This window comes from Paraburkholderia sp. RAU6.4a (assembly GCF_050435625.1).
Lineage (GTDB): Bacteria > Pseudomonadota > Gammaproteobacteria > Burkholderiales > Burkholderiaceae > Paraburkholderia > Paraburkholderia tuberum.
On the sequence record NZ_JBNDKQ010000003.1, the window covers coordinates 285,726 to 309,515 of the forward strand.

14 protein-coding genes and 2 pseudogenes are annotated in these 23,790 nt (G+C 64.2%); 3 read left to right on the forward strand and 13 right to left on the reverse strand.

The genetic code is table 11. The annotated features are described in order from the left end of the window. Positions 1–139: 139 nt before the first annotated feature. Entirely contained in the window at positions 140–853 is a 714-nt protein-coding gene (locus OKW40_RS25860) for a J domain-containing protein (RefSeq protein WP_184066189.1), read from the reverse strand. Between the two features lie 727 nt (positions 854–1,580). Here OKW40_RS25860 and OKW40_RS25865 point away from each other — a divergent pair. The 3 genes from OKW40_RS25865 (at position 1,581) to OKW40_RS25875 (ending at position 4,345) form a co-directional block, all read left to right on the forward strand. Further along, positions 1,581–1,796, forward strand: coding sequence for a hypothetical protein (locus OKW40_RS25865; protein WP_008917353.1), 216 nt, complete (start codon positions 1,581–1,583; stop codon positions 1,794–1,796). A gap of 202 nt (positions 1,797–1,998) precedes the next feature. Then, positions 1,999–3,453, forward strand: a complete 1,455-nt coding sequence (gene iaaH / locus OKW40_RS25870) for an indoleacetamide hydrolase (RefSeq protein ID WP_429492338.1) — start codon at positions 1,999–2,001, stop codon at positions 3,451–3,453. A gap of 103 nt (positions 3,454–3,556) precedes the next feature. Further along, entirely contained in the window at positions 3,557–4,345 is a 789-nt protein-coding gene (locus OKW40_RS25875; RefSeq protein ID WP_429492340.1) for a CDP-diacylglycerol diphosphatase, read from the forward strand. Between the two features lie 51 nt (positions 4,346–4,396). Here OKW40_RS25875 and OKW40_RS25880 read toward each other — a convergent pair whose 3' ends face one another. The 12 genes and pseudogenes from OKW40_RS25880 to OKW40_RS25935 all read right to left on the reverse strand — a co-directional run bounded on the left by OKW40_RS25880 (position 4,397) and on the right by OKW40_RS25935 (position 23,765). Beyond that, positions 4,397–6,061 (reverse strand): glycoside hydrolase family 44 protein, encoded by a 1,665-nt coding sequence (locus tag OKW40_RS25880; RefSeq protein WP_429492342.1) that lies wholly within the window; start codon positions 6,059–6,061, stop codon positions 4,397–4,399. Beyond that, positions 6,039–7,214, reverse strand: coding sequence for an alginate O-acetyltransferase AlgX-related protein (locus tag OKW40_RS25885; RefSeq protein WP_187610752.1), 1,176 nt, complete (start codon positions 7,212–7,214; stop codon positions 6,039–6,041). The genes OKW40_RS25880 and OKW40_RS25885 overlap by 23 nt, the downstream gene beginning before the upstream one ends. A gap of 4 nt (positions 7,215–7,218) precedes the next feature. Continuing rightward, positions 7,219–8,628 carry an MBOAT family O-acyltransferase gene (locus OKW40_RS25890; protein ID WP_429492344.1) on the reverse strand — a complete coding sequence of 470 codons (1,410 nt, stop codon included), beginning with the start codon at positions 8,626–8,628 and terminating at the stop codon, positions 7,219–7,221. A 153-nt stretch (positions 8,629–8,781) separates the two neighbouring features. Continuing rightward, the gene (locus OKW40_RS25895) at positions 8,782–9,477 is read right to left on the reverse strand and encodes a cell division protein FtsQ (protein WP_429492346.1); all 696 of its coding nucleotides are present in this window, start codon (positions 9,475–9,477) and stop codon (positions 8,782–8,784) included. 50 nt (positions 9,478–9,527) lie between these two features. Continuing rightward, positions 9,528–10,178, reverse strand: a complete 651-nt coding sequence (locus OKW40_RS25900; protein ID WP_184066211.1) for an SGNH/GDSL hydrolase family protein — start codon at positions 10,176–10,178, stop codon at positions 9,528–9,530. A gap of 52 nt (positions 10,179–10,230) precedes the next feature. Continuing rightward, positions 10,231–14,277 (reverse strand): cellulose synthase subunit BcsC-related outer membrane protein, encoded by a 4,047-nt coding sequence (locus tag OKW40_RS25905; protein ID WP_429492348.1) that lies wholly within the window; start codon positions 14,275–14,277, stop codon positions 10,231–10,233. Positions 14,278–14,289: 12 nt separating this feature from the next. Then, the gene (gene bcsB, locus OKW40_RS25910) at positions 14,290–16,656 is read right to left on the reverse strand and encodes a cellulose biosynthesis cyclic di-GMP-binding regulatory protein BcsB (RefSeq protein WP_429492350.1); all 2,367 of its coding nucleotides are present in this window, start codon (positions 16,654–16,656) and stop codon (positions 14,290–14,292) included. Positions 16,657–16,738: 82 nt separating this feature from the next. Next, positions 16,739–19,075, reverse strand: coding sequence for a cellulose biosynthesis cyclic di-GMP-binding regulatory protein BcsB (gene bcsB / locus OKW40_RS25915; protein ID WP_429492352.1), 2,337 nt, complete (start codon positions 19,073–19,075; stop codon positions 16,739–16,741). After that, positions 19,072–21,327 (reverse strand): UDP-forming cellulose synthase catalytic subunit, encoded by a 2,256-nt coding sequence (bcsA, locus tag OKW40_RS25920; RefSeq protein WP_429492354.1) that lies wholly within the window; start codon positions 21,325–21,327, stop codon positions 19,072–19,074. The genes bcsB (OKW40_RS25915) and bcsA overlap by 4 nt, the downstream gene beginning before the upstream one ends. A 103-nt stretch (positions 21,328–21,430) precedes the next feature. Continuing rightward, positions 21,431–21,853, reverse strand: coding sequence for a BcsR/BcsP family cellulose biosynthesis protein (bcsR, locus tag OKW40_RS25925; RefSeq protein ID WP_429492356.1), 423 nt, complete (start codon positions 21,851–21,853; stop codon positions 21,431–21,433). 484 nt (positions 21,854–22,337) lie between these two features. Beyond that, positions 22,338–22,532 (reverse strand): annotated as a pseudogene (locus OKW40_RS25930) (tetratricopeptide repeat protein); the annotation flags it as partial. A 91-nt stretch (positions 22,533–22,623) separates the two neighbouring features. Beyond that, positions 22,624–23,765 (reverse strand): annotated as a pseudogene (locus tag OKW40_RS25935) (mannitol dehydrogenase family protein). Between the last annotated feature and the right edge of the window lie 25 nt (positions 23,766–23,790).

Consider the following 23,790-nt stretch of genomic DNA (forward strand, 5'->3'; position numbering starts at 1 on the left):
ACTTTGCGAACGATGGGCAGTGTACCAGTGTCCGGCCCCCTGTTTCAGCACCCTGTCAATATTTGCCAGATCAACCGACGCTGCCGTCGGCCCGCCGGTCCAGCATGATGGGCCTGGCCCGGTCGCCGTCGGCAGCGGGTCAGAACTTCAGGCTGTTGAGGAACTGAAACCACAGGTTGCCGAGCGCGCCGGCCGGATGCATGTCGCTGACGGTTTCGTCGCGCTTCGCATGGTTCTCGCGTCTGGAAGGCTGCGTGTCGTGAGGGGCGGTTTGCGAGGCCGCGCCGGTGTCTTGCGCGCGGTCCGCCAGTTCGGGCTCGGACGCCTCGGCTTGCGCCGCTTGCGCGCTGTTCGCGGTCTTTCCCGCGCGCTGGGCGTTTTGCGCGGCGTCCGCCTCGTCGCGGCGCGCGGCCTGCAACGCCGCGACGCTGTCGGCGATCTGCGCGGCGCGCTGCGGTTCGCATTGCCGCCCGAGCAGCACGCCGAACAGCACGTCGCGATTGTGGCCCTGGTCGGCGAAGCGGATCGCGATCGACACCATCTCGGCATACGCGGCTTCGTCGGCCGCGCGCGCCGCTGCCTCGCGCTTCGCCTGCGCGCGTTGCCGACGCGTGTGCTGCGCCTCCCACTCGCGCATCTGCTCGGTGTAGACCGCGTCGTAGACGTTGCGCTGCTCGGCATCGGACAGGATCGCGTACGCGTCCTTGATTTCCTGGAACGCCGCGCGCGCCACGTCCTCGGCACCGTGGTTGCGGTCCGGATGCCACTTCATCGCGGCTTTCCGGTAGGCCCGCTTGATTTCGTCGTCGGTGGCGTGCGCGGGCACGCCGAGCGTCTCATACAGGGTTGCCATGCTGGACTCGATCTCGCGAAAAATCACTGCGGGCATCGTAGCATGCTAAAAGCGGCGTCATCGTGACCCGGCCTCCACGCAAGCACGCGCATGCCGGCATTGCCGCGATGGCACGGCGGCAGATCGTCCTCCAACGGCCCACGAAAAAAAGGCCCCACCACTTGCGTAGCGAGACCGAGTCCCATGTCTAAGGAGATGTCATGGAGGAGACGAGCCCATCTTATCGTCAGACCCGCACGCGCCCAACCAACGGTTCGCCATATGCTTATCGGCCGCGCGCTCACGTGCATTGCAAAGCGCCCGCCGCGTCGAGCCATGCGACTGCAAGCCTGGCCTGCGCACCGAGCCCCGCCACCTCCATCGCCACTGACGGTCGTCCCGCGCGCGTCCTGCACGCGGTCTGAATACTCCCCGGGCACCGTGACGCCGCCGCAATCGCGCGCGGCGCCACGCTTTGCGCCGAGCGACCGTGCGCCACATAACAGACACCGCGCCTCCACGCGAATAGAGTCACCGGAAACAGCGACTTCGATCCAATCCGGGCTTCTGATTACCACTGCGGCCCCCCGCGCTGATTTGCTTTCGACGAAAGATTGGTTCAACCGCTGCAGAGCGCGCCCTACGCTTGACCTGCCCGCCGCTTCACTCACCTATGGCAACGACAGGGCCGCGCCGCACGCATTGGTATTCCGCGCGACATTCGCGGGCACACAGACAAGTCAAGATCATGAACTCACACATCCGCTACAAGGGCTACGAGGTCGAAGCGGCAACGCAACTGCTCCCCAACGGATTATTCGCCGCCAATCTGACGATCGAGCAGCGCGACGAGAATACGCGCAAGGCTTATTCGTTCGACGCGCTCGACTACTTCTTCGACGAAGAGCATGCGCTCGCCTACGCGTCGGACTGGGGGCGTATGTGGATCGATAATCACCAATAAGGCGATCCCGGAGCGCATCGATGTCGATGACAGCGAGCACGACAAGCGTTGCGCATCGCCGGCATCGGGTTTGAGGCGGATGTGCCAGAATAGGTGAACCCTTGCGTTCGCTGTCTGCCCGCGTGACCTGTCCGCTACTTCGACGGATGCAGTCGAAACTCGCGCCGCCCGCGACGCACCCATCGATACGGAGACGCCGGTCATGACATGGACCGTCGACGCACAGCTCGCGCTCAGCGCGACACAAGCGGTCGAGGCGCTGCAATCGGGCCGCCTCAAAGCCGCCGACTACGTCGCCACCCTGCTCGCGCGCGCCGCCGCGCTCACGCACCTGAATGCGCTCACCACGCTCGACTTCCACGGCGCGCTCGCCGCGGCGCAGCGCATCGACGCATTGCCGCCGGCTGAGCGGGCACGTCTGCCGCTCGCCGGTTTGCCGATCGTCGTCAAGGACAACATCAACACCGCAGGTCTACCGACGACGGCCGGCACGCCCGCGCTCGCGGGCTTCGTGCCGAGCACCAACGCCCCATCGGTGCAACGCCTCGTCGACGCGGGCGCGATCGTGCTCGGCAAGGCCAACATGCACGAACTCGCGTTCGGCATCACGAGTACCAACCTGTCCGCGCACGCGGGGCCGGTGCGCAATCCGTACGATCCGTCGCTGATACCGGGCGGCTCGTCGGGCGGCACCGCGGTGGCGATCGCCGCGCGCATCGCGCCCGCCGGACTCGGCACCGACACCGGCGGCTCGACCCGCATCCCGGCCGCGCTGACCGGCACCGCGGGCTTGCGTCCATCGGTCGGCAATGGCGGTGCCGAGCGGCGCTATCACGATCCCAACGCGGTGGTGCCGATCAGCCATACGCGCGATACCGTCGGGCCGATGGCACGCAGCGTCGCCGACCTGGCGCTGCTCGACGGCGTGATCACCGGCGACGGCGCGTTGCCTGCGATTGCGCTCGATGGCTTGCGCATCGGCTTGCCCGCGCCGCTGTGGGATGCTCTCGAGCGACAGGTCGAGGACGTCGCGCGCGCCGCACTGCAAAAGCTCGAAGCGGCGGGCGTCACGTTCGTGCCGGTCGCGATGCATGAGTTGGAGTATCTGAACGGGATGGTCGGCGGTCCGCTCGCCATTCACGAAGCGCGCGACGACGTGCTCGCGTGGTTGATCGCGAATCGGGCGCCGGTGCAAACCGTCGCCGCACTGGCCGTGCGCATCGCGAGCCCGGATGTGCGCGCGATCTACGACGACGTGCTCGCCGACGTGCTCGGCTCGCACTACTCGGCGGCGCTCAACTACTGGCGACCGCGGCTGCGGAACTACGTCGCCGCGACGTTCGCGAATGCCGGTCTCGACGCGTTGCTGTTTCCGACGACGCGGCTCGTCGCGGTACCGATCGACGATCTGAACGGCTCGTCGACGGTCACGATCGACGGCGGTCCACCGATCGATACGATGGAAGCGTTCCTGCGTAATACCGACCCGGCCAGCACATCCGGCATTCCGGGGCTGTCGCTGCCGGCGGGTATCAGCGCGAGCGGGCTGCCGGTCGGCCTCGAACTCGATGGACCGCTCGGCTCGGACAGGCGCCTGCTGGCCATCGGTGTCGCGTTCGAACAGGTACTGGGAACGTTGCCCGCGCCGGTGCTTTGAAGCCCGTGTTTCACGTGCGCGCCATCAGGTTTGTGCTTTAATGCCTGCGCGTTGCAGCCCGCATTCCGACGCTTTGCCCGCCCGAACCTCCCCCTAAGCGACGATGACGAACCCCGCCACCGCCCTCTCATCTCGCGGCCTCGTACGCCGCGTCGTTCACTTGAGCGCCGTGCTCGCGGTCGCTTTCGCCGCCAGCGCCTGCGCGCGCCTCGCGACGGTCGATTCCAACGCGCTGTGGAAGATCGTCGACATCCGCTGCGTGCCGTCGCAGCAGGCCACGGGCACACCGGGTCAATGCACGCTCGTCGATCTCGACAAACGCTACGTCGTCCTGAAGGACATTCTCGGCCGCTCGCAGTTTCTGCTGATGCCGACCGATCGCATCACCGGCATCGAAAGTCCGCTGATCCTCGCGCCCGATGCGAAGGACTACTGGCGTGACGCGTGGGATTCGCGTCATTACGTGCAGCAAGCGGTCAAACGCGAGTTGCCCGACGATCAGCTCGGCCTCGAAATCAACTCCGAATCTCGTCGCTCGCAAAACCAGCTGCATATCCACATCGACTGCATGCGGCGTGAAGTCAGCGCCGCGCTCGCCGATCACGCTCACGACACGCCCGGCGAGTGGCGTTGGCAGACGCTCGATGGCGAGCGCTACAGGATCATGCGGGTGAACTCGCTGAGCGGCGCCGACAACCCGTTCCTGATCGTCGCCCGCGACAATCCCGATCCGGCGACGATGGCCACCCAAACCATCCTGGTTACCGGCGCGGGACCGTCCGCGGCTCGGGATGGCTGGCTGATCGTCAACAGCGGCATCGACATCGAAGGCGGCAGCGGCACGGCCGAAGGGCTGCTCGATCACGCGTGCCGCGTCGCGGACGATCATTGAGCGTTTGCCGAACCCGCAGAATTGGCCCGCACCAGCATGCGAGCAACGGTGTCATTGCCGGCCCGCGCCGTGCAAAACCAGCAAGGTTACGGTTTTCGGCGGCAGAGTAAGGTGCAATTGGCCGCTCGCATAGTCGGTGTCGTGCAGACGGGATAAGGCATTGTCCATGAGTTGCCAGGTCTGGGCTTTGCCTTGAGTCACATCAAAGTTGTTGATCGCAATGGTGGCGTCAGCCGGTTGATCAAGCTGCTTGTTGATCACCACGATGGTCATGACGCGGTCGTGATCACGCACGGCGGCAAAAGACGAGACCCGATCCGGGTCGGGCTGCGTGTCGGCGATGCTGGTGGTGCCAAAGCCCGAGCCCTGGCCATCGTAGTTGCGATAGAGCTTGATCGCCTTGTAGACCGGCATGTCCCGATTCAATGTGCCCCAGCGCGTGGCAATGTCCAACCCTTCCCGGCCAAAGATGCCCAGCACGTCGGCCTGGGCCGTGGCGCCGTTCATGGTCGTATCGCCGCCCCAACTGTATTCCGTCAGCGCGATCGGCGTACCGGCGTAGTAATAGCTGTCGACCCACCGCCGCATCAACGGAATCAGGGCCACCACGCTATTGATCCAGGTCGGATCCTTGTAGCTCGTATCCCACAGGTCGCGTGTGGAGCGGTTACGGGCGAGTTCAATGGCAGGCGTTTCAGCCGTGGCCGCATTCTGGTTTTCCTTGAATTCTCCGCCCTGCGGGTAAAAGTGCAGGCTGAAAACGTCGACAGGGCGGCCGGCCTGCTTCCATTGTGTGAGCAGCCATGGGACGTAATCCATGCCGCGCGTTTCGTTTTCCCTGTCCGGCGGATTGCCCTGACCGTGCGCGGCGAAGTACTGCTGATCGAAGCCGCTAAAGCGATACCCGGTCCAACCCCACTCTTCCGGTGCCACGACCCGCGCGCCCGGGTCTGCCGCCTTCACGGCGTGCGAATAGGCGATCACCTTGTTCGCTACCTCGCTGGCATGGGCGCCGATGGGATGCATGTCGCGATGGTTGAGTTGCCACAGACTCGGCTCATTGTCCATCAGGTAGTAATGCACACCGTCCGAGCCGGCACTACCGGATCCACGCATGAGTTGCCTGACGCGCTCCTGCTGGCTCTGCGGATCGTCCAGCAACGAAGCATCGTCCGGGTCGTTCCTGATAGGGGTGCCGTCGGGTGCGATGCCGTTGCCCGCGTCAGACAAACCGTGAGCGTCGACACTCTGCTGCTTGCCGTACCTGTTGACCGAAAAACTGACGAGCGGCTTACCGTCCTTATCGAGTCGCGCTACCCTGCCGATCATCGGGATGGTCAGCATCGGTAAAGCGTGTCCGTCACGGGTAAGCGCCGCGAAACGGTCGTTATATTGGTAGATGTCTTTTGGATCGGTCGGCAGGCTTTCGAAAAACCAGTCCTGGCCCGTGTTGTGAGCGTCGAGCCGCCAGTTGTAAGCCGAAGCGGTGTTGCCGCCCGAGCGGTTGATCGGCACGCGCAGATCCCGCAGGATTTCCGCCGTCCCGAAGTTCAAGCCATAGATGAGCGGGCTGATTGGATGCCGGTTGGCCGCGGCATCTACCGTAATGGTCACCGGCAGCGGCGCGGCCATGGGCAGATCGGCGAAGAGCAGCGCGCCCGCCCCTAGCATCATCGCCATCAAGCTATGGCAGTTAAAGTGTGCTGGCTTCGACATGCGGAGTCCGTGAGTCTATGGCGCTGGATTTCGGCACGACGACCGTATCTTCCGCTTCGAGCGGCGACTGCAGATCCCGTTCGTCCAATTCCCAGACGACGAGCCTGGGCGGTGTCTGAGCATAAGCCGGACTTGCGAAATAGGCGCGCGCCGAGCCGCCGAACTTGCCGCCCTCGCGTGCGAAATTACCCACGCCTGTTCCGAGTGCCAAAGCGAGCTGAGGCACGAAATCGGACGTCGTCGAATAAGAAGTGCCGATCACGGCGATGCCAGGCAGATCGGCATCGCCGAACAGATCGTCGGCTGACGCGGCCGCCTGAGCCTGAGGAATGTAGTCACGGCTGGCCGCAATCTCAGGCCTCGGCTGCCAGGACGGCGGCAAATCATCCAGGCCGGCCAGACGCACAAGATCGCCGGGCCGCCGGCCGGGAGGCTTGTCTGTGACGCGATAGTCGGGCTTACTCGAACCCAGCGGGACCCCCATCGCACGGATGCGCTGCGCCACGGCCTGCGCCGCGGCACCCGCGCCGTCCTCGGTCCAGTGCGTGTCAGTCCGAAAAAAAGCGCCGCCCGGCGCGCCACGCAGCGCCGCACTTAGATCCAGCACCTGCACGCCGTCAGCGGTCAGACGCGAGGTCCAGTCAGCGAGACGCGCACCCAACGAAACCGGACGATACAGACTGCACAGATGTTGCGGCTCGATACGCGACTTGTCGGGCACCACGACGACCAGCAACGCGATACCGTGCCTCGCCAGCTCGCGCTGCACGGCGGCCACCGTGTCCGCGCGCGTGGCGAGATGACTGTCGCTATCGGCATACACGCTGAGTTCGTCGCGCAGGAACAACCAGCCCGGGCAGCCCTGCCGCACGCGCGGCCCGAGATCGTGCAGCGTCAGCCAGCCCAGCGCACGCTGCGCGCGCGCCGCGTCGGCGGCGATCGGCGTATCGGCCATGCGATTGGCGAGTTCTTTCGATACCGCACCGTCCAGAATGCCGGCCCGGGTCACGGCATGAGGCAACACCGATTCGGTCGTCGACGCGAACCTGAGATTGGAAAGCAGGCCCGCGAACAGGAAGACCATCAGGATGACGGCAGCGATCTTGCTGGCGCGCGAGGCGGGTAATTGAGGTAGCGGCTTGGGATCTTCCATGGCGTCAGAACTGGAAGTAGAGGAAAGGCACCGCGCCGCGCGCGACGATCAGACCGAACGACAACAGAAAACCCGCTAGCGGCCACCCTGCCTGCCATAGCTGCCGCAGCGCCGTGTCGGGAAGGCTATCCCAACGCTGTTGCCAGAGCGGCAGCAGCACGCACACGATGCCCAACCCGGCAGCCAGAGCGTGCACGGGCCGCAGCAGCACGAGCGTCGCGTCGCTCAAGCCGATGCCATTCAAACCGAACTGGCCGCGATACATGGCGAGCGCGGCAGGGAAACCCGCCGCGCGAAAGAGTGTCCACGCGAGCATGACGAAAACCAGCGTCAGCACGTGCGATATCCAGGACGGCATGGTCGGCATGTCGAACCGGCGCCAGAGGCGCGCGACCATCAGGGCGATGCCATGAACGAGGCCCCACAGCAGGAAGTTCCAGCTATCGCCGCCGTGCCACAGGCCGGCGATCGCCATGGTCAGCAACAGATTGCGGCAGGCTTGCCACTCACCGTGGCGGTTGCCGCCTAGCGGGATGTACAGGTAATCGCGTATCCAGCTCGACAACGACAGGTGCCAACGGCGCCAGAAATCCTGAATGCTGCTGGCAAGGTACGGATGGTCGAAGTTCTCGGGAAAGCGAAAGCCCAGCATCTGCCCCAACCCGATGGCCATGGCGCTGTAGCCCGCGAAATCGAAGAACAACTGCAGCGTGTAGAAACCGCAGCCCAGCCAGGCGTCGGCCAGCGTGGGCGCGTGCGACGAGAAGATCGCGTCGACCATCGGCGAGAGTGTGTCGGCCACGAGCACCTTCATGCTCATGCCCACCATGAGCCGCCTTGCGCCGGCTGCAAAACCGTCCCAGTCGATCTCGCGCGACACCAGCTCGCGCCTCACCCACGCATAGCGAATGATCGGCCCCGCGATCAGATGCACGAACATCCCCTGATAGGCGCCGTAACGGATCATGCTGCGATCGGCCGCCACCGTGCCGCGCTGCACGTCGATCAGATAGGAGATGGATTGCAGCACGATGAACGAAAGCCCGATGGGCAGCACGACGTGTCGCCAGGGGATGGACCCTGCATGGCCTGCCCCCAGCACACTGTCGAGACTATCGACCACGATGTTGGCGTACTTGTACCAGCCCAATATCAGGACGTTGACGACGATGAACACGGCCAGCCAGCCACCGCGTGCACGCTGGCTCGGCGCCCTGTCTATGACCATGCCGCCGAACCAGCCCCAGAAGGTCAGCGCGATGAACAGCAGCAGAAAGACCGGGCTCCACCAGCCGTAGAAAAGCCAGCTGCAAAACAGCAGCACGCCATTGCGCCAACGCGCGGGCAACGCGACGTAGATCGCCAGAAAGGCCGGCAGAAACAGCGTCAGGAATTCGAGGGACGCGAAAACCATGCATCGTTCTCAATCGAAAAAGATATCTGGACCGACGCGCCATCGCGAAACACACCGAACCCCGCTCTGCCCGTCGTAACCAGATGACAAACGGGGAACAGCCGGAAATCGGCGATGAGCGGCGTCGCTTTCAAGGAGGAGGCGCAAATGCGATCAGTGGCTCAGCGCGTCGTTCGCCATGAAGATGCGCGAATGCGCCCCGCCCGGCACGAGCAACACCGTATAACGCTGCCCCGCCGCGAGCGTACCCAGGCTGAGCGGCTGCCCCACAGGCTGGCCGCCGCAGACCAGCTGCACCGAGAGGGCGACAGGGTTGACCTGGCGCCGCCTGGCTTGTCCCACAGCCACGCCGTCGAGCAGCACGATGTCGCGACCCGGCACTTTCAGCGTGGGTGTCGCGCAGCCAGCGTCGAGGTTGTAGAAAGCCACCGAAGCTTTGAGCGCATTGAAGTCGTCGGGTTTTTCGCGGACCGTCACCGTATGCAGGCCACCCGCTTTATCCGCGCCATCGAGCGCAACGATGCTGACGAACTCGCCAGGCTGCACCGTCGCCGATACGTCCTGGTGCGCGCTACCGGCTCTCAGTGTGCCGGCCACCGGTTTGCCGGCGGCGATCGGAAGGAAGTGAGTGGCCGGGTTCGCGGCGTCGAGCGTCAGACGCGCTTTCGACCCCACCGCGCTCACGTCGACCGGACCCGAACCGCCATCGACAAAACGCACGAACGACGAGTCCTCCGCGGGACCGCTCGGGTATAGCGGAATTTCTGCGGCCATGGCCGGCTGCACGGACAAACCGAGACCGGACAGAGCGAAGCCGGACAACAACAGGGAGGAGAGGAAATTTTTCATTCTTTTCTCAAATGGGAAACCTGGGCAGGCGCAGCTCGAAGCCCGGCGTGTCATTTCTGCGGAACGACAGGCAGCTTGACCAGTGCCTTCATGATGTCCGTGCCCCAGTACTTGTAGCCGGTCGTCGTCAAATGCTGACCATCGACCGTCGCCCATTCGCCCGGCCTGGAAAACGTGAGCGAGTCGATGTACTGACACGGCGCGACATTGGCGGCGAGGAAAGACGACAGCTGCTTCACACGGGCGAAGCTCTTCTGATACTTGCCGCCCTCCGTGCCCCAGACCGGCCCTACCCAGACGCAAGCCGTCTTGTTGGCGGCCAGGTCTTGCGTCAGCGCCGTGACCTGCTGCCAGGCCCAGGCCTTCGGGAAATCGTCCTTGCTGTATCCGCCGATCGTGTCGCCCTGGACGATGATGACGAGCTTGGCCTTGTTCGCGGCGATCAATTGATCGACGGGTTGGGTCTTCGCGTTGTGGTCGATGACCAGGGGCGCCTTGCCGTTACGCTCGGCGCCACCGCATGTGCCGGGCACGGACTTCACCCAATCGCCGGGAATACTGCCGCAGACGCTGTAGGTATGCACCTGCGCGCCAGCGGCGATCAACTGATCCTGCAATGTATCGATGAGATAACCGGGTTCGCTCAGATGGCTATCGCCGACTATGAGAATGCTGAGACCAGCAAGTACGGAAGCAAGCATGACTCTTCGACTCCTGAAAAATAATCAATGTCCGATCGATCAGTGCGGCGGGCTACTGATCGCTGTAATGCGACTGGTAAGGGATGACCGGCATATCCAGTGCCTTCGTCTGTGGCGCAAGGGTATAGCGCAGATACAGGCCCGCCGCCCACTGCCGGTAGCTGGACGCGTTGTTGGCGCCCACCGAGGCTCCGCCAGTCAGATGATTGGTGAAGCGGTATTCGGCCGTGGCCAGCAGGTTGTAGCCGAAGCCGGTCGAGGACTGGTCGGGATGGATCGCGCCGTCGGCGAGGCCAATGGTCGAAGCCGCTGAGACTGCTGCGGCCTGCAACCCGCTGTCGGTCGGGAAATACGCCGAGCCGGCCTGGTGGTAGTACTGCACACCGACGGCCGCTTGCAGCTTGTAGGTCCAGCGCTCCGAACGCTGCGCCCACGTGAGCGGCAGGTTGAACGCATAGAATCGCTGCGGGCTGAAGTAGCCGCCGTTGCCGTAGGTGAAGTTGTTTTCGTTGTGGTCGTAGATCATGCCGCTCAGGTTCACGCCCGCGCTCAGCATGCTGTTCTCCGTGCGCAGCAGGTACCAGTACGTCCCGGCGCCGACCTCGGCACCGACGTTGGACTGGACGTTATGACCGTCCAGGTATTTCGCGGAACCGTAGCCGTAGACGCCGTAGTCCTGATTGTCGAGGCCGATCGCACCATGCACGCCGGTGGCAGTCACGCCACCCCAGCTCAAGCCGGATCGCGAATCGGTCGAGCCGGCAAAAGACGTGATGCTGTCCGTCACGGCGCGGCGCGATACGCCCACGTTGAACCAACTGCCCTGCCCGGCATCGATGGAGTTCCTGAACATCACGCCGCCAACGACATTGGTGTACTTGAAACCCAAAGGCGTGGTGCCGATGTCGGCCATCCAGTTCCCAGTCTCGTAGCCGAGACCCAGACCGACGCCGTAGGCGGTCTGTTTGCCCGGTGCGGCGACCTTGCCGGCCTGCTGCGCCCGGGTGGCGGCCGGGCCGCCGCCGAACTGACTGGCGCTGAAGACGTCGGTACCCAACGTGCCGCCCTCGAGTTCAACCGGCGTCACGCGAATGGAAAGCTTGCCGTTGTCGACCGGCAGCACCCCTTCCAGAGCTTGTTGCACGCTCGTTAACTGACCCGTACCGGGTGCTGCGTTGTTCGACGAGACGAACAGCCCACCCCTGACTTCCGGTGAACGCTGCGCACGGAGGTCGCTGAGTTCATTACGCATTTCCTCGAGCGACGGCGAACCGTCCTGAGGCTCGCTCACCGCGACCGTGTCTTGCGGCGCCAGGCCGCCGACCGGCGTGCCCGCCACGGTTGGCAGAGCGGATGGAGCAGAGGACGAGCGCTCGCGCACAGCCGTGGATGTCACGGTCGAGGCAGTCGCGCTCGCCGCGGTAGCAGCCGGAGCAGCAGCGGGCCCGAAACCAGGCTTCTGGTTCGCCAGCACGCTGTCCGGCGCCGCGGGTTGCGGGGCGAACGTTTCGGCGGCGGGCTGGCGACTGTGGCGGACCTGACGACGGTGAGCGTCGTCGTGGTGGACAAAGGGATTGCCCGCCACGTGGACGTCTTGCGCCTGCACGCCGAGCCGCTTTTCCTTGGCGGCAATGGCGGATTCCAGCAGCGACTGCGCTTCGCGGGTCTTGCCCTGCATGACGTAAATGCGCGCGGCGCCGGCCAGCACGTCGGGATCGTTCGGCGCCTTCGCAACGGCCTCTTTCAATGCCGCATCGGCAACGCTGTTCTTGCCGGCCTGCACTGCCGCCATCGCGACGCCCAGTTGCAAACCCGGATTGTTGGGGTCGTTGACGAGCGCCTTCTGGTAAAGCGACAGTGCCTGGTCATACTTGTCATCGGCGGCGTACATGCGCGCGAGCGCGGCCGTGGCGAGGCTGTCGTTGGGCCGCTTCGCGAGGATCGGCGCCAGCGTGTCGTAGGCCTGCGCGAGGTCACCTTGCTGACGTTGCTGGTCAGCCAGTCGCACGGTGTAGAGGTAGTTCAGTTCGTCCAGTTGCCGGCGCTGGTCCGCGGTCAGCGTCTGGCCCTGCAACTCGCGCATCGCGAGCCCGGCCTGGACATACTGGCCGGTCTTGAGCAACAGGCCCAGATAAGCCAGTTGCACATCCGGGCCGCTGCCCTTCAGACCGTTAGGCATCAGCCCGTGCATCAGGCTCATGGCGCGCGGCGTGTTGCCCGCGTCGACATACGCCTGCGCCAACGCGCCCACCTTGGCCGGGTCTTGACCCGCCGCGGGTTCGAGCCGCGCCAGCATACTGCGCGCATCCTCCAGATTGCCTTCGAGCGCCGTTTGCGAGGCTTGCGCCACGACCATCTGAAAATCGATCTGCTGCGCCGTCGCAACCATGTTCGGGGTGCGCGAGGCGGTGGAGATGCGCGTCATCGTGTCCTGCGCGCGCGTCCAGTCGCCCATCTGCATGGCCAGCAGCGCGCTCGCATAGAGCGCTTCGGGATTGTCCGGGTTCGTGACGAGCAGGCCGTCGACGAGTTGCTTCGCTTCGTCGGCATGCCCCTGTTTGAGATCGTAGCGCGCCAGTTCCAGGCGAATCCACGGGTTGTCGGGCGCGCTGCGCTGGGCGTCTTCCAGAATGTGCCGGGCCGTGCTCAGATCGCCACGCTGCGCGGCGGCATCGGCCCGAGCGGCGGCGACGGCGGCGCGCAGCCGATCGAGCCCGCCGATGCCGGCCTTCTGCTCGGGCGACATGCCGTCGATCAACTTCTGGGCCTCATCGGCGCGTCCCGTCTGCGCCAGGATATCGATGAGGCCGCTCGCCGCCTCGCGGTTATCGGGGCTTGTCGCCAGCACGTCGCGGTAGCCCTTTTCAGCACGCGGCAGATCGCCCTGCGCTGCATCCAACCGGGCCGACGCATTGCGCCCGCCCGGCTCGGCGGGATCCAGCCGCAGCGCCTGATCGAGTTCGCGTCGCGCAGCGGCGAAGTCGCCCACGTTTTGCGCGCCCTCGGCCTGGTTCACCAGCAGCCAGTAGCGCGCGGAATTGAGGGCCTTGGCCCAGTTCGCGCCCGCGCCCGGACGCGACACCGCCCGCGACAGCAGCGTCTGCGCCTGCGCCAGGTCGCCTTGCTGCATGCGCACGAGGCCCAGTCCCCCCAGCGCATCCGTGCTGTCGGGTTTGTCACGCAGCACAGCGGAAAAGGACTGCTCGGCCGTGGTGATGTCGCCTGACTTGAACGCGGCGAAACCGCGTGTCAGTCGTGCATCCACGACCGGACCGGCCGCTGCGAGCGGATGCGGCGCCAGCATCTGATGGCGTATTTCGTCGTCGTCCGGATGCAGCTTCAGATAGTCTTCAAACCACGATCTGTTTTTCGGCGTGGGCGTGACCCAAGTCAGCACGGAGCGCCAGACTTCCGTCGCTTCGCCGCCGATGTCCGGACGAGCGGCAAGCTTTTCCAGAAGGGCGACACCCGCCGCGCGATCCTGTTCGTCGCGCACCATATGCTGGGCCAGCGGCAACATGGTGTTCGGATCGTTCGGCGTCTCGGCATTCAGGCGCTCGAGGCCCTGGATGGCCTGATCCACACCGCCATCCGTATAGCCGAGGTAGCTGTAATACTCTCGCGCCACACTGCCCTGCGGCGCTTTACCGCCCAAGGCCTTGTTATATTCGGCGATGGCCGCCGACAACGCGGCCTGATCCTTCTGGTTGACGGCGTCTTGCGCCATCTGGCGCGCCTTGGCGAACGTGGACTTACCCGGTTCGACCGCGAGGCGCAAGCTCTGCTCGAGCAGCGGCACGAAGCGGCTGCCCGGCGCGGCCGCGCGAAGTCTGGCCAGATACCCGTTCGCCGCCGCGAACTGCTGCTTGCCGACGGCGATCGTGCCCATCCCATACAGCGCCTCGGGCTGCTTCGGGTCGCTCAGCAGCAGTTTCGACCACGACTGCGCGGCCAGATCGGGCTTGTCATGCGATTGCCAGTAGCGGCCCTGTTCCAGCAGCATGTTGGACGTAGCATCCTGCGCCCAGCCCGGGTGGCCGACCGATGCGACCATCAGTCCGAGAATCCAGGCCCGGTTGCGGCTGCGTCTGACTGACATGACTTTCCTTGCTTATGATTGTTGCTGCCGCGATGCCCGCAGCCGCTCACGGGCTTCAGCGTCGCGCCGGGCCTGGCGGCGCCGCAAGAACGAAAACAGACCAACCGCGATCAGCACGAGCGCGATGATGCCCAGCGCCTTCAGCACCCACGCGAGCGACAGGCCGAATGAAGCCAGCCACCAGTCGAGGCCGCGCCAGATGCCGAGATGCCCGACGTAGTAGGTATGCTCGCTCACGAGCGAATCGACTTCCGTGCCGCGGATGGACACGAGGCTTCCCTGGATGGGCTGCTTGCCCGAGTTCGGCGCATCCAGCAACGCGGAGACTGCATCCGTCAGGCCGTCGGGCTGATTGCTGGCCAGCATGACCACGCTGCGGCCCGGTTGCTTCGGCGATTCGAAGCCTGCGAGCACGGCGCTCACGCCCGGCCCCGACCAGGCCAGCGACAGGCGGCGGGGTTCGGCGTCGAGGCGCGGGTTGGCATGGAACCAGCCCAGCACGCGACCCGGCAGATCCGAGACGGCGAACTGCGCGCTGTGGTCATACGCCGCGGGCATGGTCCGCGCCCAGTCCTTGAGCCAGGCTTGATCCGCACCCGAGGCGATCACGAGCAGATCCTTGTCGGACGGCATCGCGTCGATGCGCTGACCGCGCAGCACGGTGACGCCGCGCGCCGGATAGCCGGTCGAGTCGCCCATGCGGCCCATCACCGCCAGATACGTGCTGTATTCCGGTGTGCCCGCGTTGGGGCCCAATACGACGTCCGTTCCGGACAGGTCGGCCATGCGCGTGAACGGGAAGCCCGCCTGGGCGAACGAGGCCAGGTTCGGCATGGCGATGTAGTGCGGATACTGCGACAGATCGATCGTCGATTCGGGATCGACCGCGCCGCGCACGTTGTCGATGATGATGTCCCGGCACTCGCCCTGCTTGATGTAGTCGTACATGTAGCGGAACTGCAACTGGGTATTCGGCTGCAACAGCGCCTCCAGCGGCACTTCCAGTTTCGCCTGGCGCGGCAGGCTGCTGTCGGGCAAAACTTCACCCCGCAGCTTGCTGCCGCCCTCGAGCCGTTCGAGCGAGAGCAGCGGAATCGACTTCATGAACTGGTCACTGACGCTGAACAGCAGCGACGAATTGACCATATAAGGCTGCGGCGTATAGCGGTAATGCAGGTCGATCGGCACGTTGGGCGCGTGCCAGCCGAACAGGTCGGGCGGCACGCGCATATTGATGCGGATCAGATCGGGGCTGTAGCCCGACACCTGCAATTGTTTGGCGTCGACGAGTTCGCCCAACGACATCGGACGGTCGGTGCGCAGCCAGCGCGGCGCATCGTACGGCTTGCGCGGCGCGAGGTCGGCGAACCGCGTGATGAGCGCGCTCGAACCCGACAGCGTCCGGCTGCCCGTGACCAGCGCGTCGGCGGCCTGCTTGAGTTCCTTGCCGTCACGGCCCATCACCAGCAACAGCTTGCCGTTGGGATCGTTGGGGTTGGTCACGACGGCGAGAGTCGGACCTTGCAGCGGCGAGTCCGCCAGGCTCGCTTGCGCCGCGCTGTCGACGATGACGACCGCGTTGCCCCTGGCAGGCACGCTAGAGATCGATACCGGGAATTGCGCGCCGCGATATTTCGCCAATGCGCCGAACCACGACGACACGGCGCCGGCCGCTTCCAGCGCGGCCGTATCAGGATTGCCGGCGAACACGAACGGCAGGTTCAACCGGCGAATATCGTGCTCGTCGAAGAAGGGTCGCGGCAGGCGAGCCAGATCGCTGGCCTGCGCCAGCGGCTGGGTGTCGATGCTCAGCGTACTGTCGTTGCTGATGTTGGCCCACAGGCTCGAATGCAGCGGGTCTTCGCACTGGTTGGTGTAGTGGCCGATCAGTTGCAGACGCAGCTTGCTGTTCGCGGTGAACAGATACGGCGGCAGCGTGATAGTGCGCTGCAGGTTGGTGCCGGACGTGTTTTTGGGCACGTCGATCGATGCCGCCACCTGATCGTTGACCAGCACATTGATGTGCGACAGATCGGGCAGCAGCGCCGGCGAATAGGCATAGCGCAGGTTCAGTCGCGCACCTGTGACGACCCGATCGTCGCGCACGCCGACCGGCAGCGTATTGCTGCCGTCGACGCCGCGCAGGTTGAGCGCGTATTGCGCGCCGAGTTGCTGCAGCGAATAGGTCACCGTCGAAGAAGCCGCGGTAGCGGCTCCGGCGTCCGGCGCGGACTGCAGCGGCGCCGCGTTGCTATCTGCCGTTGCCGGCCGCGCGGACGGGTTGGCCGCGCCGCCGGCCGAAGCCGACGCGTCCTGCCGCGCAGCGGCGGCAGCCGCCGCTGGTTGCGCGGCCTGGGTTACCGTCGATGTGACAAACATACAACCGAGCAACAGTGCCGGCCATACTGGTTGCGCAGTCATGCAACGCGCAAGGCGTGCCCGGGAGATGTCAGGCCGTCTTCTAAACATGAGAACCTCTTCGTCCTTCTTCACGTTGCGATGTCTGGGGAATATCCAGGTCTAATCGATTCAGGGCACGCCGGTGCAGAAACACGCCGCCGAGCAAACCTATGAGCACGACGCTGGCGAGCGTCGCCACGAGCAGCAGCAGGATGTGGCTCGCGAAGAACCATTCGAGCGCGAGCCCAGGCGGCAAGGACCCGATGAAATAGCTTTGATCGTTGCTCAGCGTGGTGAGCGTGCCGTCATGCACGACCACGAGGCTGCCGCTGATCTTGTCGTTCGGACGCTTGCTGATGAGGTAGCGGTTGGCTTGCAGCACGTCCACGACAGCGTCGAGACCGTCCGGCGTATTGCCCGATACGACCACCGCGCTGCGGCCGCGAGCCAGCGGCGACTCGAGTCCCGCCAACATGCCGTCATGGTCGTCGCTGCCATACAGTGCGGCGATGGCGGCCTCGCGTTCAGCCTGCGCATGCCCACCCGTCAGCTTTTCCCACCACGCGGCGATCCAGCGGTCCGATGAAGCAACCGGAGCGAAGAAGCCGCGCGGCAGATCATCACGCCATGCTTTGAGCAAGGGCTGGTTATCGCCCGACGCCAGCACGAGCAGGTCCTTGCGACGCAGCGCGTCAACCTGCGCTGGATCGCCCACCGTCACGCCCAGCACCGGATAACCCGTGGTTTGACCCATGCTGCCCATCAGCGTCAGGTAAGCGGAATAGTCGCCAGCGAGCGGCTGTGCGGGCAGGATCACCGCCGTCTCGGACAGATCGGCCATCCGCGTGAACGGAAAGCCTGCGTCTGCGAAGGCGCGCAGATCCGGCATGGCTGCGTAACGCGGCAGTTGGGAAATGTCGATCGTCGAAGTCGGATCGATGGCGCTCAGGAGCGGGCCGCCGGGCACGTCCTCGACGTGGTCTTGCGGCGCCACGGACTCGTAGCGATAGTCGAATTGCAGCGTCGTCAACGGCGGCAGCAGATAGGTCGGAACGCGTATCACCGCATCACCGTCCGACGCGTCGCCTGTCAGCGGCAAGGTCTGCAGGGGCGTGTTGCCGGCCAGCACACCGAGCTCCGAGCGCGTTGACTCCGGACGGGCCGTATAACGGTAATGCAGGTTCAGCACCGCGCCGCTGTTGTCAAAACCGAACAGACCCGGCGGCAGACGCAGGTCCACATTGATCGCCCCAGGGCGAAAGCCCTGCACCGTCAAGCGGTCCGCCGCTAGCATCTCGCCCAACTGCACCGGGCGGTCACCCGGCAGCCAGTTGGGTGCGTCATAAGGCTTGCGCGGCACAACGGAAACCGGGGCGTCGATCTTGACCCGAGAGCCCGACAGCGTCTTCGCGCCAAGCACCAGCGCGGTCGCGGCCTCGCGGATCTGCGCGTCGTTGCGGCCCATGACCAGCAGCAGCTTGCCGTTAGCGTCATTGGGGTTGGGCACGATGGCCAGCATCGGCCCTTCCACCGCAGGCAGGGTCAAGCCCGGCACCTCGCCCGGCAGCGCGAGCACCACCGCATGTCCATGCGCGGGTATCGCACCCAGGCTCGCGGAGAAGTGCGCACCGCGATAGCCCGCCTGCGCACCCAGCCACGAGGTCACGATACCGGCCGATTCGAGGCGCTGCGCGCGAGGCGCTTGCGGCAGCACGACGGGCAGGTCCACCCTGCGCACATCGCGCACGTCGAGGAACGGCGCGGGCAGTTGCGACAGGTCACTGGACAGGGTCGCCGGAACCACGGTCAGTTCCAGCGCACTGTCCGGCCCGGGCTTCAGCCACAGGTCGGAACTCAGCGGATTGTTGCCCTGATCGCTCGCCTTGCTATGCGCGATCAACTCGAGGGTGAGCTGGTTGAACCCGGACAGCAGCGACACCGGCAGATCCACACTGATATGCGCCGGCGTCCGCGGTGCCGGTTCGGGCAACGCTACGGTCGCCCCCACGACGCTGTTGAGCAACACCTTGAGATGCGAGAGCGCAGGCAGCAATGTGGACGAGTAACTGTAGTCCAGCACGAGCCGCGCGCTGACCACGCGCTCGTCGCGGCGCAAACCGAAGTCCATGCCCGCATAGGCATCCTCGCCGAGCAAGGTCAATCCCTGCTCCGCGTTTTGCCGCAGCAGCGGGATCCGGTAGGTATACGCGTCGGCCGGCGCCGCCGCGCTGAGTTCCGGGTGCGGGCTTTGCCGCACGGCATCGACCGGGACAGCCGTCGCGGGCATCGTCGCGGCCAGCACGTCGCCCGCTCCGAGCAACAGGACCGAACACAACACCGCGCCCAACCGGCGCGCGCTCGTCAAGGAGCGCAAAAGCGACAGGTAGCCGACACTCACGATTGCTTTGTTCCCAAGTCGCTTGCCGGATCTGCGGACGAACGGCCAAGGCGCTCACGCCCACCCAGGAACAGATGCCGGAACAACTCCCCGAACCCGCGCATGCCGACGCCGAGCACCTCGAACAGGCTTCGCAGCGGCCTGTCGGGACGATAGCGGCCCCATGAGGCGATCCAGCTGTCGGCGCGCGAAAACGTCGCCCCTATCCAGGCGCGCTCCTGAGCGATCGTCAGGGTCGGAAAACTCACGCCGATGGTGCGTCCGCGGCACACCTGCACTTCGGCCGGGAAAACGTCCTCGTAGTCGTCGCGCAACACCGCCACCGTGATGCGATCGCCGTGCTCCGGCAACGGTGCGCCCTCAGGCAGCACCAGCCCCAGACCACCGTGCGAATAGTCGCTGGTCTGACAGTCGATGCGAGTTCCGTCGGCGTGAATCACGGCGGCCGGCAGTTCGATCTGGACCCGCGGAGCGAGACGCAACTGTCTCGATTCGCTCGCTACGCCCGCGGCCGCGCTGAGGTTCATGATGTTGTAGGTTACCCATACCAGGTTGAACAGAATGCTCGTCGCTTCGGGCCAGCCCGGACTGCGGATCAGACCTGCGACACCCACCATGAATCCGGTCAGATTGATGAGCAGCAGAACGATGTAGGGCCGGGCCATCGCCCAGTCCAGGAAGGACTGACGGATCACCCCGCCCTTGGACGTCACGTTGAAGCCTTTGCTGCCTGGAAAGAGTACGGCTTGCAACGCGGGCAGAATCACGTACCAGGCCAGTACCGTTTCGTAGACTTCGCTCCAGAACGAATGTCGGAAACGCCCTTGAATGCGCGAGGCGCCGAGGCTCGAAATGACGAGGTGCGGCACGACATAGGCCAGCACCATCAGCGCGGAAGCATGAAAGACGTGCGCGCCAAAGAACAGATACGCCATCGGTGTGATCAGAAACACGATGCGCGGCAAGCCGAAGAAAAAGTGCATCATCGCGCTCAGGTAACACAGACGCTGAGGCAGTGTTAGCCCTGCGATCAACAGCGGGTTGAAGCGACGGAATATTTCCGCCATGCCTCGTGCCCAGCGTATGCGCTGACCGACGTGACGCCCCAGACTCTCGGTGGCGAGACCCGCTGCCTGAGGGATGGCGAGATAGGCCGTGTTGTAGCCCCTCGTGCTCATCTTGAGCGCGGTGAGCGCATCTTCCGTGACACTTTCCGTCGCCACGCCGCCTACATCCTCCAGCGCCGAACGCCGCAGCACCGCGCAGGAACCGCAGAAAAAAGCGGCATTCCACAAGTCGTTGCCGTTTTGCAGCACGCCGTAAAACAGGTCACCCTCGTTGGGCACCTTGCGGAAGGTTTCGAGGTTGCGCTCGAACGGATCGGGCGAGTAGAAGACGTGCGGCGTCTGCACCATGGCCATCTTCGGATCTTTCAGGAACCAACCCATGCAGACCTGCAGGAACGAGCGCGTGGTGACGTGATCGCAGTCGAACACTGCGATGTACTCGCCGCTCGTCCTGGAGAGTGCCGCGTTGAGATTGCCTGCTTTGGCATGCGCGTTGTCCGGCCGGGTCAGATAATCCACGCCAGCCTGTTCGCAGAATTGCCGGAATTCGTCACGACGGCCGTCGTCCAGCACATACACGCGCAGCTTGTCGGCCGGCCAGTCGAGCAGCGTGGCGGCCAGCACCGACTGCCGCACGACCTGCAGCGGCTCATTGAACGTGGGAATGTACACATCCACCGTCGGCCATGCCGAGCTATCGGCCGGCAAGCGCGCAGGCCGGCGATGCAGAGGCCAGAGCGTCTGAAAGTAGCTGCACAACAGCATGAGCACCGCGTACCCTTCGGCCAGCAGCAGCAGGCAGCCAAAGGTCATGTCGAGCGAGGTGGTAAAGGACAGCGTCTGCGTCAGGCGCCAGTACAGGTAGCGCAAGGACATAAACACCGACAATGCCACCAGGGACACCGTGATGATCCTGCCGCGAATGCGGTTCAGCAGAACCGCGACGACCATGCAAAGGATGCCAAACGTCCATTGCTTCGACACGGCCAGATTGACCGTCATGGCAGAAGTGAACAACAGCGCGGCCAATAGCGTCACTGCCAGCCGCAGCCAGTTCGACGCCCATAGCGGTGTCCCCGCTTCCAGAAGTTTGTCGTCCCAACTTCTGGCATCGTCACTCTGGTCCGTGTTGCGCGTTTGCCGCCGCTGCTCCGTCTTGCTCAGCCTGCGTTTGATCTGTGCCATGGAAAGGTCTTCTAGCGCGTGCGCCGGTTCGGCACGACGCGCTGGTTCGCGGCCACCGTGGTTTTGATCAGGCCGTCATTGACGGAAAAGACTGTGACGAAGTTCATGACGTCTGGCGTTGCGGAACACCTTCTTGAGGCTCACTCCGTTCCCGCAGGCGCGCAAACACGGCGCTCAGAGAGTCCGGCTGTTGAGGAGCGGCGACAGGTTCGGGATCGAACTGAAGGACCGGCTGTTCGGGGGCGGCTTGCAATACCGGAAGAGATCCGGACACGGCAGCGGGGACGGCTGGCGCAATCAGCTGCGGCGGCGCGGCGGGGGCCACTTCAGTCACATCGGTGGGAAGAACGGCTTCAGCCTCGCGAGCCGAGTCGTCCCGGGTCGTGTCCCCTGGCGACGAGGTGGTCTGCATGGACCAACGCCCACGCGAACCTTGCCCCTGCTCTATTCTTTCTATTTCTTGATAATGCGACGGGCTCACGCCCAACATCTGGAAGAGATTCGAAATGTCTGATGCACTGCTCATACGCCATCCCCGTCGAACTGGCCATATTGTTTGTTGCAGACTGCACCGCGTACCGGTCGGGCAATTTGCTGTAATTTTTACTTAGGAATAAGGATAACCATTATTTCCGTTACATCATCGCGTCCGCCATAATAATTCCCAAATCGTGAGGCGGCACCGTTGATACACTCGCCCTTTAGAGACCTCTTCAGGAGAGCCGCGCGCAAGCCTTATTTTTCAGCCAAGGCAACCGAGGGCCCCGCCGCTGCGGTACGAGCGTGTAACTCATGAGATACCCTTGCGCTCAGGATGAGCGGCGCGTATTGTACAGCGGAACTTAATGCGTGGACCCAAATAATTCCTATCTATATATCGGCTATTCCAGAGCAAAGTTAAGCGTTTTAATTGTTAAATATGGTCAGTCAAACGTTTGCTTTTTATTGGGCGTCCGATTATTCCCGAATTTGCGCTGGGAATCGGTTTTGAAAAGCGCGCCGTGGTGTTACGGACTGTCGTCGCGCCCGAGCATCCACACCCAATGCGGGTCGACGTCGAGCAGCAGCCGTGTCGTCACACCGAGCGTGCCCGACAGATGAGCAACCGACGTGCATACGGTAACGACCAGATCGAGATTGCCGACGAGCGCCGCCGACTCGTCGAACGACTTCAGCTCTTTCGTGCAGTCGACAACATCCAGTCCGTCGGACGCCGCGTTACGAGGGCCGACGTCGGAAATGTAACGCGGGACCGGTCGATAATCGCGTCGTACGTCTATCAGGACGTGAAGAACGTCAAGGCAAACGACATGCGACGCGCTCCAGCATCGCTCGTATTCGCAGCGGTCCAGGCTTCACGCCGAGTTTGTCGGCAAGTTGCACGAGCGGCAGAAAACGCCGCTGCAATTTTTCTGTGTGATTCTGCGCGATGTCCGCTATCCGGTGCTCAAGAGAAACGGATTGAGTAGGCGCTCGCGTAACTCGACGAGATAGGCGAGAGCCTGCTCGCGCTGACCGAGGACCGCAAATGTCGGGAGCACATCTTCCGCCCAGACAGTTTCCAGGCTGGCGCGTAGTATCGGGTCGTTCATTGCCTGACATACGGTCTCGTCAACCGGTCTGCGGTCTTCTAGCCACCGCTCCGCCAGATAGCTGTGACCGAGATTGAGCAGGAACAACTTCAGGCGCTCGAAGTGCTGCAGATCGTCAGTCAAAACGATGTTTTCATGAGTGCAGGGTAGAACCAGCCCCGGCTGCTGCTCAATCGCCCAGAGCGCATACGGTTCGGCAACGGCGCCCACCGGTTCGATCGCCTGCGAAACGATGCGGTCGACGAGCGAATTGGCCCATATGCAACGCGTTCGAAGGTAGGTAGTGAACGGCTCCGGCAGCCGCCACTTTACCGCGAGAGTCACGACAAGCTCGCGCAACGTATCGCCGTTATTGACCACGAGTTCGCATGGAAAAAGGGACAGCGGCGCATCAGGGTTTCGTTCCCAACGGGCATGAAGCAACACCAGCAGCTTGGCCGGAAAGCTCTGTGGCACGCGCTCCGGATGATTCACGAGCGTCGCGGTATCCCGGTCATCAAGCCGGAATCCCCTGTCTCCCGTATTGGAAACAATCACTTCGACGTGCTCTGCCACGGCGTCTCGCACTTGTTCCCAATGAGACTCGGCGTGCCATGCTGCGCGCACCGCGTTGCCGCTCAGCATCTCGTCCACCAGCACGCCGTGACGCATACCTCGAACCCGTACCGGATATCGCCCGCCCTCTGCCAGCGCTGCAATACGCTTCTGACTGGACTGGCTGCTGGTGGTCTGCACGACTGTAATGCCACCGAGCGCGGCACCCCGCGTCATGGCTTCCGAAACAAACAGGTCGACATGCGCCTGAAGAAAGCGGCTAGTGCCGAACTGGAGAATTGGCTGGCTCATGGCAAATATCCGATATGCGTCAGAG

Bases quoted from the DNA above. Each gene is read 5' to 3' on its own strand.
- OKW40_RS25895 (WP_429492346.1), bottom strand. From the start codon at position 9,477: ATGAAAAATTTCCTCTCCTCCCTGTTGTTGTCCGGCTTCGCTCTGTCC.
- iaaH (WP_429492338.1), top strand. From the start codon at position 1,999: ATGACATGGACCGTCGACGCACAGCTCGCGCTCAGCGCGACACAAGCG.
- OKW40_RS25885 (WP_187610752.1), bottom strand. From the start codon at position 7,214: ATGGAAGATCCCAAGCCGCTACCTCAATTACCCGCCTCGCGCGCCAGC.
- OKW40_RS25880 (WP_429492342.1), bottom strand. From the start codon at position 6,061: ATGTCGAAGCCAGCACACTTTAACTGCCATAGCTTGATGGCGATGATG.
- bcsB (WP_429492350.1), bottom strand. From the start codon at position 16,656: ATGTTTGTCACATCGACGGTAACCCAGGCCGCGCAACCAGCGGCGGCT.
- bcsR (WP_429492356.1), bottom strand. From the start codon at position 21,853: ATGAGCAGTGCATCAGACATTTCGAATCTCTTCCAGATGTTGGGCGTG.
- bcsA (WP_429492354.1), bottom strand. From the start codon at position 21,327: ATGGCACAGATCAAACGCAGGCTGAGCAAGACGGAGCAGCGGCGGCAA.
- OKW40_RS25890 (WP_429492344.1), bottom strand. From the start codon at position 8,628: ATGGTTTTCGCGTCCCTCGAATTCCTGACGCTGTTTCTGCCGGCCTTT.
- OKW40_RS25875 (WP_429492340.1), top strand. From the start codon at position 3,557: ATGACGAACCCCGCCACCGCCCTCTCATCTCGCGGCCTCGTACGCCGC.
- OKW40_RS25900 (WP_184066211.1), bottom strand. From the start codon at position 10,178: ATGCTTGCTTCCGTACTTGCTGGTCTCAGCATTCTCATAGTCGGCGAT.
- OKW40_RS25905 (WP_429492348.1), bottom strand. From the start codon at position 14,277: ATGTCAGTCAGACGCAGCCGCAACCGGGCCTGGATTCTCGGACTGATG.
- OKW40_RS25860 (WP_184066189.1), bottom strand. From the start codon at position 853: ATGGCAACCCTGTATGAGACGCTCGGCGTGCCCGCGCACGCCACCGAC.
- OKW40_RS25865 (WP_008917353.1), top strand. From the start codon at position 1,581: ATGAACTCACACATCCGCTACAAGGGCTACGAGGTCGAAGCGGCAACG.